The following is a 13,084-nucleotide window of genomic DNA, read 5'->3' on the forward strand; positions in this document are numbered from 1 at the left end:
CATGCAGGCCTACCTGGACTGGGAATTCGGCCTGGTCGCGCAACTGGCGCGCGACGGTACGCACCACTTCCAGGTGACCCCGATACCGAAGGCACCCGTTTCATCATGTGATTCACAGATATGCAAGCGCGCAAATCTTCGTTTCGATGGCGAGGGTCGGGTCCTAGAGTGAACTGCCGACCCGGCGTCCGCCGGGCTGTCTGTCCTTCCACATTTCGCAACCCGATGAGCCGCCTCCCAAATCCACAGCGCCGCCAACTCCACCTCAACGTCAACATCCTGCATTCCGGCTTCGTTCCCTCGGCCTGGCGGCTGCCCGAGAGCGATCCACACGCCTTCGTCGATGTCGCCCACTATGTGCGCGTGGCGCAGATCGCCGAAGCCGGCAAGCTCGACGCGGTCTTTTTGGCCGACAACGCGGCCATCGTCGACCAGATCCACTTTCGGCCGATCACCGCACTGGAGCCCAGTGTGCTGCTGGCCAGCATCGCCGCGGCGACCACGCACATCGGCCTGATCGGGACGGCCTCGACCAGCTACAACGAGCCCTTCAACATCGCGCGCCGTTTCGCCACGCTCGACCATGTGAGCGGCGGCCGCGCGGGCTGGAACGTTGTAACGACAGCCGACGTGCCGTCCGCTCGCAATTTCGGCCTCGACGCGGCGCCCGACCACGCGCAGCGCTACGGCCGGGCCAGCGAGTTCACCGACATCGTGAAAGCGCTGTGGCACAGCTGGGCGGACGATGCCTTCGTCGGCGACAAGGCCGAAGGCCGATTCATCGACCCGACCAAGGTGCAGCCCATCGCCCACCGCGGCGAGCACTTCACCGTACGGGGCCCGGGCACGCTGCCGCGCACGCCGCAGGGCCACCCGGTGCTCGTGCAGGCCGGCGGTTCGGCCGACGGACGCGAGCTGGCGGCGCGCCATGCCGAAGCGGTGTTCTCCGCCTCGCAGTCCTTCGAGGAATCGCTGGACTACGCGCGCGGCCTGAAGCAGCGCGCCGCCGAACTGGGCCGCGGCCCCGACGCCGTGAAGGTGCTCGCCGGGCTCACGACCATCATCGGCGCCACCGAGGCACAGGCGCAGGCGCGCCGCGATGCGCTGGTCGACCTGATTCCCTGGGACTACAGCGTCGCGCGGCTGGCGGGCATCCTGGGCATCACGCCCGATCGCCTGTCGCTCGACAAGACACTGCCGGATGATCTGGCGCTGCCGGGCGGCGGCAACGGCAACCATACCTTCTTCAACGCCACGATCGCTGCGGCACGCCGTGGCGGCCTCACCGTGCGCCAGTTGGTGCGCGAACTGGCCGGCGGCGGTGGCCACCGCGTGATCGTCGGCACGCCCGAGCAGATCGCGGACGACATCGAGCACTGGTTCCGCGCCGGCGCGGCGGACGGTTTCAACCTGATGCCCGACCAGCTGCCCGACGGCCTGCGGAACTTTGTCGATGGCGTGGTACCGATCCTGCAGAAGCGGGGCCTGTTCCGCACCGAGTACAGCGGTCGAACGCTGCGAGAACACCTGGGCATCGCGCTGCCGGGCTACCCGGGCCATCGCGCCGCCCTCGCCGAACCCGCCCTTCCCCATGCCGACGTCGCACGCCGGCTCGTTGCCATCTGATGCGTCAATCTTCCATGCCCCACACCCCACCCACCGACGCGGAACTTGCCGCGCGCTTTCGTCCTGTCTTCTCCCGCATCGCCGAAGGCGCTGCGCAGCGCGAGCACGAGCGCGCCCTCGCCCACGACGCCATCGACTGGCTGCGCGACGCCGGCTTCGGCGCGCTGCGCGTGCCGCGCGAGCACGGCGGGCTCGGCGCCACGCCCGAGCAGCTGTACGAACTGATCATCGAACTGGCCGAAGCCGACTCGAACCTGCCGCAGGCGCTGCGTGCTCACTTCGGCTTCGTCGAGCGTGTGCTGGTCGAGTTTTCGCCCGAGCAGCGCGCACCGTGGTTGCGCCGCGTGGCCGACGGCGCGATCTTCGGCAACGCGACCACCGAAGCCGGCGACGGCGCGCTCGGGGAGTTGCGAACCCGCGTGTTCCGCGAGAACGGCGCGTGGCTGCTGAGCGGCGAGAAGTTCTACAGCACCGGCACCCTCTACGCTGACTGGGTGGCCGTCACCGTGCAGCGCGACGACACCGACCCTGCGCAGTGGCGCACCCTGGCTCTGGTGCGCACCGACGCACAGGGCGTGGAGCGCATCGACGACTGGAACGGCTTCGGCCAGCGCCTGACCGCATCGGGCACCACGCGATTCGACCGCGTACCGGTCGAGGCCACGCACATCGTCGATTTCTCACGCACCGGCGCGACGCCGATGACCGCGGTGTTCCAACTCTTCCACATCGCCACGCTGGCCGGCATCGCGCGCGCCATCGAACGCGACGCGATCGCCTTCGTTCAGCCGCGCAAGCGCGTGTTCAGCCACGGCAGCGGTGCCGTGCCGCGCGAAGACCCGCTGGTGCAGCAGGTGATCGGGCAGCTCTCGAGCACGGCCTTCGTGGCCACGCTCGCCGCGCGCGAGGTGGCACGCGGGCTCGGGGAGATCGACCGGCTGCGCCTGCAGGGCGAGCCCCTGTCCGAGGAACTGCTGGTTGACGTGGAACTGCGCGCCGGCAAGGCCCAGGTCATCGTCACCGACGCCGTGCTGGGTGCGGCCACGCGCCTCTTCGACGTCGGCGGCGCCACCGCGCTGCAGGAAAGCCGCCGGCTCGACCGCCACTGGCGCAACGCGCGCACGCTGGCCTCGCACAACCCGGTGATCTACAAGGCACGGGTGATCGGCGACCACGCGCTGAACGACACGCGGCCGACCTTCTACTGGGGTGTGGGGACACGCGCGTCACCCTCTGCCTGAGGGCAAGCCGCGTAGGAGCAGACTGCGGCGCCATACGGCGCCCGCGAGTACATCGGCCTGTTGTCTCAGAGCTTCGCGATCGACACCTCCGTCGACTTCACCAGCGCGACCACGTCGGAGCCAGGCTTGAGCTGCAGCTCGTCGACCGAGCGCGTGGTGATGACCGAAGTGACGATGCCCCACGGCGTCTCGACATCGACCTCGGAGACGACGTCGCCGCGGATGATTTCCTTGACCTTGCCCTTGAACTGGTTGCGGACGTTGATGGCTTGGATGGACATGGTGCTCTTTCGGTTGGATGAAAAAAAAAGAAAATCAAACCGCCCAGCGCAGCACGTGGGCCGGGCCGTCGGCCCAGCGCGTGTCGTTGGCGGGTGGCGCGTCATCGGCGGCGGGCTTCTGCAGCACACGGTCGAGAATGCGTTTCTCGATGGCGGCGAAAGCCGGGTCGCCCTGCGAACGCGGGCGTGCCAGCGCGATGTGCTCGTCGAGCGCGATGCGGCCGTCCTCGATGAGGATCACGCGATCGGCCAGCGCCACGGCTTCCTGCACATCGTGCGTGACCAGCAGCGCGGTGAAGCGATGCGTCTGCCACAGGCTCTCGATGAGGCGGTGCATCTCGATGCGGGTTAGCGCGTCGAGCGCGCCCAGCGGTTCGTCGAGCAGCAGCAGCCGCGGGTGGTGCACCAGTGCACGGGCCAGCGCCACGCGTTGCCGCTGGCCGCCCGACAGGCGCGCCGGCCATTCGTTCTCGCGATCGGCCAGGCCGACCTGGGCCAGCACTTCGCGGCCCCGCGCGCGCAGGTGCGATGGCAGGCCGAGCGTGACGTTGTCCAGCACGCGGCGCCATGGCAGCAGGCGCGCTTCCTGGAACATGATCCGCGTGTCGTCGTGCAGGCCGTCGATGGCACGGCCGTCGGTGAACAGCGCGCCCTCGCTCGCCGCTTCCAGGCCGGCGACCAGCCGCAGCAGCGTGCTCTTGCCGCAGCCGCTGCGCCCGACGATGGCGATGAACTGGCCCGGCTCGATCGTGAGCTGCGTGTTGCGCAGCACCTCGCGCGCGCCGTAGCGCTTGTGCACGTGGCGCACTTCGAGCTTCACGCCGCCAGCGATCACCGGCTCCTTCAGAACGGCGCTCATGCAGCAGCTCCCGGCTTGAACAGCGGCACATCGACCGCGTTGATCTTTCGGGGCAGCAGCTTCTCGGCGAAGAAGGCATCGGCGATCTTCTGCTGCTCGGCCAGGCCTTGCGGCACCGCCGGCCGCACCGCATAGCTGCGGCGGCTGTTGGCCTGCTCGACCGTCGCGGCGTCGATGCCCCACACCGGCGCCAGCAGTGCGGCGGCATCCTTCGGGTTCGCCTTGACCCACTGCCCGGCCTTGACGAGTTCGGCGTAGATCACACCCAAGACATCGGCGCGCGCGTTGGCGAACTTGGTGCTCGCGAGGTAGTAGCGCTGGTACGACGCGATGCCCGTGCCGTCGGCCAGCACGCGCACCTTGGCCTGGCGCTGCGCGGCGGCGAGGAACGGGTCCCACACCACCCAGGCATCGATCGCGCCCTTCTCGAACGCTGCGCGGCCGTCGGCCGGCGTGAGGTAGGCCGGCTCGATGTCCTTGAAGGACAGGCCCGCCTTGTCGAGCGCGGCGATCAGCAGGTAATGCGCGCCGGCCGCCTTGGCGAAGCCGACCTTCTTGCCCTTCAGGTCGGACAACGTCTTGATGGGTGAATCCTCGCGCACCAGGATGGCCTGGGCCGAAGGCGACGGTGCTTCCTGCGCGACGAAGGTGAGCTGCGCGCCGGCCGCCTGCGCGAACACCGGCACGGTGTCGGCCACGTCGGCACTGACCTCGAGGTTGTCGAGGTTCAGCGCCTCGAGCAACGGCAGGCCGCTGGTGAATTCGTGCCAGCTGGGCTTGACACCCAGCGGCGCGAGTTGCCGTTCGAGCGTGCCCTGGGTCTTGAGCACCACGATCAGCGTCGACGACTTCTGGTAGCCGATGCGCACGGTCGACGTGCCCTGCGCGAAGGCGGACGCCGTGCCGAGTGCAGCCAGCGTGCCGAGCGCACCGCGGCGCGTCAATGCAAGCGGTGAGGAAAGCGATGAGGTCATGGGAGGTGTCTTTCGGGGCATCACTTGGCTTGGTAACCGGGGTGCCAGCGCAGCCACCAGCGTTCGAGGCCGCGGGCGAACAGGTCGGCCAGCTTGCCGAGCAGCGCGTAGAGCAGGATGCCGACGAGCACGATGTCGGTCTGCAGGAACTCGCGGGCGTTCATCGTGAGATAGCCGATGCCGGCCTGCGCAGAGATGGTCTCGGCCACGATCAGGATCACCCACATCAGGCCCAGCGAGAAGCGCAAGCCGACGAGGATCGACGACAGCGCGCCCGGCAGGATCACCTCGCGGTACAGCTGCCAGCGCGTGAGCCCGTAGGTGCGGCCCATCTCGATGAGCTGCGGGTCGACGTTGCGGATACCGTGGAAGGTGTTGAGGTAGATCGGGAAGAACACCGACACGCTGATCAAGAAAAGCTTGGCCATCTCGTCGATGCCGAACCACAGGATGACGAGCGGGATGAGCGCCAGCGCCGGAATGTTGCGCACCATCTGGATGGTCGAGTCGAGCAGCGTCTCGAAGAACTTCACCGAACCGGTCAGCAGGCCCAGCGCGAGGCCGAGCCCGCCGCCGATCGCGAGGCCCGCCAGCGCGCGGCCCGCACTCACCTTCACATGGGTCCAGAGTTCGCCCGAGGCGGTCAGCGTCCAGGCGGCCTTGATCACGTCGAGCGGCGCCGGCAGCACGCGCGTCGACAGCCAGCCGAGCGACGACGCGATCTGCCAGACGACGATGAGCGCGACGGGCACGATCCACGGCACCAGGCGGCCAGCGACATTGGCGCCGAAGCTCTTGAGGCCGGCGAAGGAAGGCGCGTTCGTGGTTGGCAAGGGTTGCACTTGTTCGGTCATGGGGTTCTCAACTCTGGGAAACGAGGCGCGACGGCGCATCGAGGTTCGCGACCACCTCGCCGAAGGGCCCGGTCAGCGTCTGCCCCGGCAGTCCGGGGCGCTGCTTGCGCGGCAGCAGCGGGAAGACGAGCTCAGCGAAGCGGTACGACTCTTCGAGGTGCGGGTAGCCCGAGAGGATGAAGTTGTCGAGGCCGAGTGCGGCATATTCCTCGATGCGCGCCGCCACCGTTTTCGCATCGCCCACCAGCGCCGTGCCGGCACCGCCGCGCACCAGGCCGACGCCGGCCCAAAGGTTGGGCGAGATCTCGAGGTCTTCGCGCTTGCGCTTGGCGCCGCCAGCGTGCAGCGCGGCCATGCGCCGCTGGCCCACCGAATCCATCTTCGAGAACGCCGCCTGCGCGCGGATCACGGTCTGGTCGTCGACCCGGCTGATCAGGTCTTCGGCCGCCTGCCATGCCGCGTCTTCCCTCTCGCGCACGATGACGTGCAGGCGGATGCCGAACTTCACGGTGCGCCCCTTGCGGGCGGCGCGCGCCTTCACGTCGGCGATCTTCTTCGCCACTTCGGCGGGCGGCTCGCCCCAGGTGAGGTAGGTGTCGACCTGCTCGGCCGCCAGCTCGTGCGCCGCTTCGGACGATCCACCGAACCACACCGGTGGGTACGGCTTCTGCGTGGGCGGGAACAGCAGCTTGGCGCCCTTCACGCTCAGGTGCTTGCCGTCGTAGTCGAAGGCCTGCCCATCGTGGCTGCGCGCGATGATCTCGCGCCAGATGCGGATGAACTCGGCCGACTGCTCGTAGCGCGACGCATGGTCCAGGAAGACGCCGTCGCCTTCCAGCTCCGCTTGGTCGCCACCCGTCACCAGGTTGACCAGCACGCGCCCACCCGAGAGCCGGTCGAAGGTCGCGGCCATGCGCGCGGCCAGGCTCGGCTGGTGCAGGCCCGGCCGCACCGCGACGAGGAACTTGAGCTTGCTGGTCGCACCGATCAGGCTGGATGCGATGACCCAAGGGTCTTCGCATGAGCGGCCAGTCGGGATCAGCACGCCTTCGTAGCCGAGCCGGTCGGCTGCGCCGGCGATCTGCTGCAGGTAGGCCAGGTCGACCGTGCGTGCGCCTTCGGTCGTGCCGAGGTAGCGGCTGTCGCCGTGCGTGGGAAGGAACCAGAAGACTTGCATGGGAGTTGTCCTCGTCAGGCGATGCCGGCGCCTGCGGCGTCGAGCACGTTGATCTTTTTCGGAATCAACTTGAGCGCGAAGAAGGTGTCGGCGATCTGCTGCTGCTCGGCCAGGATGGCCTTGTTGATCGGCACGGTGCCGTAGCGGTTGCGGCCGACAAAGAGATCGAGCGCCGGCTTCGGCAAGCCGAGCAGCGCGGCCAGTTCGGTGGCGTACGCGCCCTGGTGGGCTTCGGCCCACTGGTCGATGCGGTTGATCTCTTCCACGACGATCTTCAGCACGTCGGCGTTCTTCGCGACGTAGTCGAGCGACGAGAAGTAGTAGGCGCGGTTGCCGACCACGCCGGTCGCGTCGGCCAGCAGGCGTGCGTCGAGCGTGGTCTGCGCCGCGGCGAGGAACGGGTCCCAGATGACCCAGGCGTCGACCGAGCCCTTCTCGAAGGCGGCGCGCGCATCGGCCGGCGGCAGGTAGACCAGGTTCAGGTCGCTGTACGCGAGGCCATTTTTTTCGAAGAGCTTGACGATGAAGTAGTGGACGTTGCTGCCCTTGTTGAGCGCGATCTTCTTGCCCTTGAGATCGGCCACGGTGCGAATCGCCGAGCCCTTGGGCACGATCACGGCCTCGACCGCCGGGCGCGGCACCGTCGCCGCGACATAGGCCAGCGGCGCGCCCGCGGCCTGCGCGAAGATGGGTGGCGCTTCGCCGACATCGCCGAAGTCGATCGAGCCGACGTTCAGCGCCTCGAGCTGCACCGGGCCGGCCGTGAACTCGGTCCACTTCACCGACACGTTCAGCGCGGCGAGCTGCTTCTCCAGCGTGCCACGACCCTTCAGCAGGCTGAGGATGCCCTTCTGGTTGCCGATGCGCAGCGTGCGCGCGGGGGCCTGTGCAAAGGCGCCGATCGACGGCAGCAGCACTGCGGCGGCAGCGCCCTGGATCAGACGGCGACGAGGAATGACGGGACGGGTCATGGTTCGGTTTCTTTCGGCGTGCGTTGTCCCGCGCCACGCGCAGCGGCGTTGTCGACGGGACCGTGAATGGGAGGGAGAGCGTGCGGACGGGCGTGCCGTCAGACGCTACATCGCACCTGCGAGAACGGCACTGGGTCGAAGCCGCGGCGCGGCGCGAGCTTCAGGCCTTCGGCCGCCAGCGCTTCTGCTGCGTCGTCGAGCCGCCGCGCCAGGTCCGGGTGCACCTGGTAGGCGCCCTCCGGCGTCAGCGTGACCTGCGAATCGGTGGCGTAGACACCCGGCAGGATCTGCCGCGCGGCCAGCGACTGCAGCACGGGGCGCAACGCATAGTCGAGGGCCAGCATGTGGTGCGGGCTGCCGCCGGTGGCCAGCGGCAGCACCGTCTTGCCCTTGAGCGCGTCCTGCGCGAGCAGGTCCAGCAGCACCTTCAGGATGCCGCTGTAGGCCGCCTTGTAGACCGGCGTGGCGATCACCACTACGCGCGCCTCGGCGACCTGCGCAATGACGCGCTCGACCGCCGGATGGTGCCAGTCGGCATGCAGCAGCGGCTGCGCAGGCAGTTCGCGCACGACGATGCGGTCGATGCGGGCACCGCGGCCTTCCAGCCGCTGGCCCACCGCTTCGAGCAGGGCCGACGAGCGCGAAGGCGTGGTCGGGCTGCCGGCAATCAGGAGAACAGTCACAGGGTGCTTTCGACGGTTACTTGTTCGTGTAGATCTGGTCGAACGACCCGCCATCCGCGAAGTGCGCCTTGTCGGCCTTCTCCCAGCCGCCGAAGGCCTGGTCGATGGTGAAGAGCGTCAGCTTGGGGAACTGCTTGTCGTACTTCGCCTTGGCCTTCTCGGAGGTCGGGCGGTAGTAGTTGCGGCCGGCGATGTCCTGGCCCTCATCGGAATACAGGTACTTCAGGTATTCCTCGGCGACGGCGCGGGTGCCCTTCTTGTCGACCACCTTGTCGACGACCGCCACCGTCGGCTCGGCCAGGATGCTGATCGAGGGCGCGACGATGTCGAACTTCTCGGGGCCGAATTCCTTCAGCGCCAGGTAGGCCTCGTTCTCCCAGGCCAGCAGCACGTCGCCCACGCCACGCTGGACGAAGGTGATGGTCGAGCCGCGGGCGCCGGTGTCGAGCACCGGCACGTTCTTGTAGAGCTTGGCGACGAAGTCCTTGGCCTTGTCGTCGCTGCCGTACTTGCGCTTGGCGAATTCCCAGGCGGCCAGGTAGTTCCAGCGGGCGCCGCCCGAGGTCTTGGGGTTGGGCGTGATGACCTGCACGCCCGGCTTGATCAGGTCGTCCCAGTCCTTCAGGCCCTTGGGGTTGCCCTTCTTCACCAGAAACACGATGGTCGAGGTGTAGGGCGCCGAGTTGTGCGGCAGGCGCTTCTGCCAGTCGGCCTTGACCAGGCCGCCGTGCTTGACCAGCGCGTCGGTGTCACCGGCCAGCGCCAGCGTGGCGACGTCGGCGTCGATGCCGTCGATGATCGAGCGGGCCTGCTTGCCCGAGCCGCCGTGCGACTGCTTGATCACCACGTCCTGGCCGGTCTTGCCCTTCCAGTAGGCGGCGAAGGCCTTGTTGTAGTCGACGTACAGCTCGCGTGTCGGGTCGTACGACACGTTCAGCAGGGTCACCGTCTGGGCAAAGGCGGGCACGGCCGCAAGGGCCATGCCGCTCGCGAAGGCGGCGCCGAGGGAAAGCTTGATAAAGTCGCGGCGATGGCTCATGGGGGTCTGCTCTCTGTTCTGCGCAAGGGGCATATCGATGAAGTCGCCGATTCTGGATTCGGCATAAGGAACAGGGAACGACCGAGTTCTCAGTTCTAAATAGCGAAATCAACTAAGCGGGCGCCGCCCTTCGGCACGCCCGACAACCCACACACGAAGGCAAACAAAAATGGCACGCATGGTCCAGTGCATCAAGCTCGGCAAAGAGGCCGAAGGGCTCGACTTCCCGCCCTACCCCGGCGACCTCGGCAAGCGGCTGTGGGAAAACGTCAGCAAGGAAGCCTGGGCCGCCTGGCTCAAGCAGCAGACGATGCTGGTGAACGAAAACCGCCTGAACCTGGCCGACCAGCGCGCCCGCGAGTACCTCAAGCGCCAGATGGAGAAGCACTTCTTCGGCGAAGGCGCCGACGTGGCGCAAGGCTACGTGCCGCCCGCGGCCTGAGGGGCTGACGCGGTGGCGGAGCCGGTCGCCTGGCGCGCCGATGGCGTGCCCCTGAGCGAGCGCTTCGGCGACATCTATCACACGGAAACCGGTGCGCTGGCGCAGTCGCGCCATGTGTTCCTGCGCGGCTGCGGGCTGCCCGAGGGCTGGGCGGGTCGTCCGCAATGGCGGATTCTCGAAACCGGCTTCGGTTTCGGCCTGAACTTCCTGACGACGTGGCACGCCTGGCGCAGCGATGCGCACCGCCCGCGGATGCTGCATGTCGTGTCGATCGAGGCGCACCCGGTGTCGCGCGACGACCTGCTGCGCGCGGCCATGGCCTACCCCGAACTCGCCGAACTGGCCACGCTGCTCGCCGCGCAATGGCACGGCCTGCTCCCCGGCTTTCACCGCCTGGCCTTCGACGACGGCCATGTGCTGCTCACGCTGTGCATCGGCGACGTGCAGCCCATGCTGCGCGCCCAGCGCTTCGAGGCCGACAGCATTTTTCTCGACGGTTTCAGCCCCGAGCGCAACCCGGCGATGTGGTCGCCGGACACGCTGAAGGCCGTGTCGCGCTTCGCCCGCCGCGGCACGCGCCTCGCCACCTGGACCATCGCCCGCGCGGTGCGCGATGCGCTCGCGCAAAACGGTTTCGCGGTGCAGAAGGCGCCCGGCCTGCCGCCCAAGCGCGACTGCCTCGAGGGCGAGTTCGCGCCGGCGTGGACGGTGCGGCGACGCACGCCGGCGGCCGAGGCCGCGGCGCCCGGCCACTGCGCGGTGATCGGCGCCGGCCTGGCCGGCGCAGCGGTCGCCGCCAGCCTGGCGCGGCGCGGCTGGCGCGTGACGGTGCTCGACGCCGCCGATCGGCCCGCCACCGGGGCCTCGGGCGTGCCGGCCGCCGTGTTCGCGCCGCACGTCTCGCCCGACGACGCCATGCTCTCGCGGCTCACGCGCGCGGGCCTGCGGCTCACCTGGCAGCAGTTGCAGGACCGGCTCGAGGAAGGTGTCGACTGGCGTGCCAGCGGCGCGATCGAGCGCCGTGCGGCGGGCGACGACCGCCTGCCGGCCGGCTGGTCAGCGCAGGGGCCGAACGAATCGTGGCGCGCCGATGCGGCACGGCTGCAATCGGCCGGCCTGCCCGAAGAGACGACCGCGCTGTGGCATGCGCGCGGCGGCTGGGCCAGGCCGGCGCGGCTCGTGGCGGCCTGGCTGGCGCAGCCCGGCATAACGGTGTGCTGCGGCGCGCGCGTGGCGCGCATCGAGGCCCTTGTCGCGTCGACCGGCTGGCAGCTGTTCGATGGTGAAGACCGGATGCTCGTCGATGCCGATCGTGTCGTGATCGCCGCCGGCTTCGACAGCGCCGCACTGGCCCCTCACCTGCCCCTTCAACCCGTGCGCGGCCAGGCCGCCTGGGGGCGCATGGCCTGGGCGCCCGACTTGCCCGCGACCCCGCTCAACGGCGACGGCCATCTCATCGCCCATGTGCCCGATGCCGACGGCGCCTACTGGCTGACCGGCGCCACCTTCGACCGCGACAGCCGCGACACTTCAACGCGCGACGCCGACACCGAAGCCAACCGCGCGCGGCTCGCACGGCTGCATCCCGGCGCGGCGGCGATGCTCGGCGATGCGTTCTCTCAGGGCAAGGTACAGGCCTGGGCCGGCGTGCGCTGCGCATCGCACGACCGCCGGCCGCTGGTCGGCCCGTGCGATGCGGCCAGGCCGCAAGGCCCCTGGCTGTGCAGCGCGCTCGGCTCGCGTGGGCTCAGCTTCGCGGTGCTGTGCGCCGAATTGCTGGCAGCGCAATGGCATGCGGAGCCGCTGCCGCTGCCTGAGAAGCTGGCGCAATCGCTGTCCACCGCACGCAAGTAGATGTCACCATCCATCTGGCCGGCTTGCGGCCGTGGTCCGTCAGGACCGCCATGCCTCTGACCGCCGCTGCGGACGACTCCCTCACCACTCGAGATATATAGAACGAGGCTCGGCTATCTCTCAGAACTCTTACTACTGCCAAAAGATATGCTGATCTGTGCATACGGGCCAGGACCAGGATCAGGTCGACCTGTATCCATGTATTGAGTGCACCATGCGTGAAAGTCCGACAAGTAGCGAGCTCGTTGTACTTTCAGTTGTTGTAATTCTTCGATCTGAATTTCTTTTCTCAAACCGATGAAAACTGCGTCGGCGTCGCGGAATGGGGTCAAGATGCCGCCACAACACCACCGGACCAGAAGCGTCCAGACCCGCCCCAAAATGCGGATTTCTGCATCGAAATCGGACCATAAGAGCGACAGCGACATTTCGTTGTGGGCAATGACTTTGTTTCGCACTTGAAGTGCCCGCGACTGCGTTCTTGAACTACCAAAATTCGTCGCAAAATTACCATCAATACACGCAGCCTCTGACGCCGTGCAGCCTTCTGTATCCACTAGGAATTTTTCTGTCAAGTCCCACACTCTTCGTAGAGAATTGTCTCTCTGGTCCTTGCTTACTAATTTTCCCAAGATAGCGCACATGGAATAGGCGCATCCTACGAGCCACTGCGCGTGAAATACATACTCCTTAAATGGGTCCCGCTCGAGAGTCACATGCTGAAGCGCGTAAACCATCGCGCGAAGTTCGACCAGATCCAACATCAACGAATCGATGCCCTGCGCATACGCTCCATCCTGAAACGCTTGACTTTGAGACCACCTTGTCAGACCTTCAATTTGCGCAACTATCGTCTGGTGAACGATCGCATCCGCTTTCATGCGCTCGGACAATCTCTTGTAGTGTTCCAGTTGGTCTCGAACTTCGTCGGAACTCAGGTACTGACTGGTTGCCTTCAGAACATACTGCTTGGCTTGTTCGACACTCTCAATTTTCACGGTCTTAACAGGCTGCTGAAATACTCCCCTCCAGTCGACGCGCGGCGCGGCACAAGCGTTGGAAGTTGATCCCCCGACAGTTGGA

13 protein-coding genes and 1 pseudogene are annotated in these 13,084 nt (G+C 67.6%); 5 read left to right on the forward strand and 9 right to left on the reverse strand.

Going from position 1 to position 13,084, the window contains the following annotated elements; all coding sequences use genetic code 11:
• The 3 genes and pseudogenes from N8A90_RS25540 to N8A90_RS25170 all read left to right on the forward strand — a co-directional run.
• Nucleotides 1–76 (forward strand): annotated as a pseudogene (locus N8A90_RS25540) (sulfurtransferase); the annotation flags it as partial.
• Between the two features lie 149 nt (nucleotides 77–225).
• Nucleotides 226–1,626, forward strand: coding sequence for an LLM class flavin-dependent oxidoreductase (locus N8A90_RS25165; protein WP_262078025.1), 1,401 nt, complete (start codon nucleotides 226–228; stop codon nucleotides 1,624–1,626).
• A 14-nt stretch (nucleotides 1,627–1,640) separates the two neighbouring features.
• Nucleotides 1,641–2,867, forward strand: a complete 1,227-nt coding sequence (locus N8A90_RS25170) for an acyl-CoA dehydrogenase family protein (RefSeq protein ID WP_262078026.1) — start codon at nucleotides 1,641–1,643, stop codon at nucleotides 2,865–2,867.
• A 65-nt stretch (nucleotides 2,868–2,932) separates the two neighbouring features.
• Here the strand turns inward: N8A90_RS25170 and N8A90_RS25175 are convergent, their stop codons facing one another.
• The 8 genes from N8A90_RS25175 to N8A90_RS25210 all read right to left on the reverse strand — a co-directional run bounded on the left by N8A90_RS25175 (nucleotide 2,933) and on the right by N8A90_RS25210 (nucleotide 9,705).
• Nucleotides 2,933–3,148 carry a molybdopterin-binding protein gene (locus N8A90_RS25175; protein ID WP_183026473.1) on the reverse strand — a complete coding sequence of 72 codons (216 nt, stop codon included), beginning with the start codon at nucleotides 3,146–3,148 and terminating at the stop codon, nucleotides 2,933–2,935.
• A 34-nt stretch (nucleotides 3,149–3,182) separates the two neighbouring features.
• Complete coding sequence (locus tag N8A90_RS25180) at nucleotides 3,183–4,007, reverse strand: ATP-binding cassette domain-containing protein (protein ID WP_262078027.1); 825 nt, start codon at nucleotides 4,005–4,007, stop codon at nucleotides 3,183–3,185.
• Entirely contained in the window at nucleotides 4,004–4,981 is a 978-nt protein-coding gene (locus N8A90_RS25185; RefSeq protein WP_262078028.1) for an aliphatic sulfonate ABC transporter substrate-binding protein, read from the reverse strand. Before N8A90_RS25185 ends, N8A90_RS25180 begins: the two co-directional genes overlap by 4 nt.
• Before the next feature lie 20 nt (nucleotides 4,982–5,001).
• Entirely contained in the window at nucleotides 5,002–5,835 is an 834-nt protein-coding gene (gene ssuC / locus N8A90_RS25190) for an aliphatic sulfonate ABC transporter permease SsuC (protein ID WP_262078029.1), read from the reverse strand.
• A gap of 7 nt (nucleotides 5,836–5,842) precedes the next feature.
• Complete coding sequence (gene ssuD / locus N8A90_RS25195; RefSeq protein WP_262078030.1) at nucleotides 5,843–7,012, reverse strand: FMNH2-dependent alkanesulfonate monooxygenase; 1,170 nt, start codon at nucleotides 7,010–7,012, stop codon at nucleotides 5,843–5,845.
• A gap of 14 nt (nucleotides 7,013–7,026) precedes the next feature.
• The gene (locus tag N8A90_RS25200) at nucleotides 7,027–7,983 is read right to left on the reverse strand and encodes a sulfonate ABC transporter substrate-binding protein (RefSeq protein ID WP_262078031.1); all 957 of its coding nucleotides are present in this window, start codon (nucleotides 7,981–7,983) and stop codon (nucleotides 7,027–7,029) included.
• 98 nt (nucleotides 7,984–8,081) lie between these two features.
• The gene (ssuE, locus tag N8A90_RS25205; protein ID WP_262078032.1) at nucleotides 8,082–8,666 is read right to left on the reverse strand and encodes an NADPH-dependent FMN reductase; all 585 of its coding nucleotides are present in this window, start codon (nucleotides 8,664–8,666) and stop codon (nucleotides 8,082–8,084) included.
• 16 nt (nucleotides 8,667–8,682) lie between these two features.
• Entirely contained in the window at nucleotides 8,683–9,705 is a 1,023-nt protein-coding gene (locus N8A90_RS25210) for a sulfate ABC transporter substrate-binding protein (protein ID WP_316044041.1), read from the reverse strand.
• Nucleotides 9,706–9,874: 169 nt separating this feature from the next.
• Between N8A90_RS25210 and N8A90_RS25215 the strand changes: the two genes are divergently transcribed.
• Nucleotides 9,875–10,147 (forward strand): oxidative damage protection protein, encoded by a 273-nt coding sequence (locus N8A90_RS25215; RefSeq protein WP_262078033.1) that lies wholly within the window; start codon nucleotides 9,875–9,877, stop codon nucleotides 10,145–10,147.
• Nucleotides 10,148–10,159: 12 nt separating this feature from the next.
• Nucleotides 10,160–12,001 carry an FAD-dependent 5-carboxymethylaminomethyl-2-thiouridine(34) oxidoreductase MnmC gene (gene mnmC, locus N8A90_RS25220; protein WP_262078034.1) on the forward strand — a complete coding sequence of 614 codons (1,842 nt, stop codon included), beginning with the start codon at nucleotides 10,160–10,162 and terminating at the stop codon, nucleotides 11,999–12,001.
• 113 nt (nucleotides 12,002–12,114) lie between these two features.
• Here the strand turns inward: mnmC and N8A90_RS25225 are convergent.
• Nucleotides 12,115–13,084: hypothetical protein (locus N8A90_RS25225; protein WP_262078035.1), on the reverse strand; the 970-nt coding region annotated here is incomplete at its 5' end.

The organism is Variovorax sp. N23, from assembly GCF_025486315.1.
Taxonomy (GTDB): Bacteria; Pseudomonadota; Gammaproteobacteria; order Burkholderiales; family Burkholderiaceae_C; genus Variovorax.

What these genes read in the sequence shown, in the direction of transcription:
- N8A90_RS25165 (WP_262078025.1), top strand. Translation starts at nt 226, where the DNA reads ATGAGCCGCCTCCCAAATCCACAGCGCCGCCAACTCCACCTCAACGTC.
- N8A90_RS25170 (WP_262078026.1), top strand. Translation starts at nt 1,641, where the DNA reads ATGCCCCACACCCCACCCACCGACGCGGAACTTGCCGCGCGCTTTCGT.
- N8A90_RS25175 (WP_183026473.1), bottom strand. Translation starts at nt 3,148, where the DNA reads ATGTCCATCCAAGCCATCAACGTCCGCAACCAGTTCAAGGGCAAGGTC.
- N8A90_RS25180 (WP_262078027.1), bottom strand. Translation starts at nt 4,007, where the DNA reads ATGAGCGCCGTTCTGAAGGAGCCGGTGATCGCTGGCGGCGTGAAGCTC.
- N8A90_RS25185 (WP_262078028.1), bottom strand. Translation starts at nt 4,981, where the DNA reads ATGACCTCATCGCTTTCCTCACCGCTTGCATTGACGCGCCGCGGTGCG.
- ssuC (WP_262078029.1), bottom strand. Translation starts at nt 5,835, where the DNA reads ATGACCGAACAAGTGCAACCCTTGCCAACCACGAACGCGCCTTCCTTC.
- ssuD (WP_262078030.1), bottom strand. Translation starts at nt 7,012, where the DNA reads ATGCAAGTCTTCTGGTTCCTTCCCACGCACGGCGACAGCCGCTACCTC.
- N8A90_RS25200 (WP_262078031.1), bottom strand. Translation starts at nt 7,983, where the DNA reads ATGACCCGTCCCGTCATTCCTCGTCGCCGTCTGATCCAGGGCGCTGCC.
- N8A90_RS25210 (WP_316044041.1), bottom strand. Translation starts at nt 9,705, where the DNA reads ATGAGCCATCGCCGCGACTTTATCAAGCTTTCCCTCGGCGCCGCCTTC.
- N8A90_RS25215 (WP_262078033.1), top strand. Translation starts at nt 9,875, where the DNA reads ATGGCACGCATGGTCCAGTGCATCAAGCTCGGCAAAGAGGCCGAAGGG.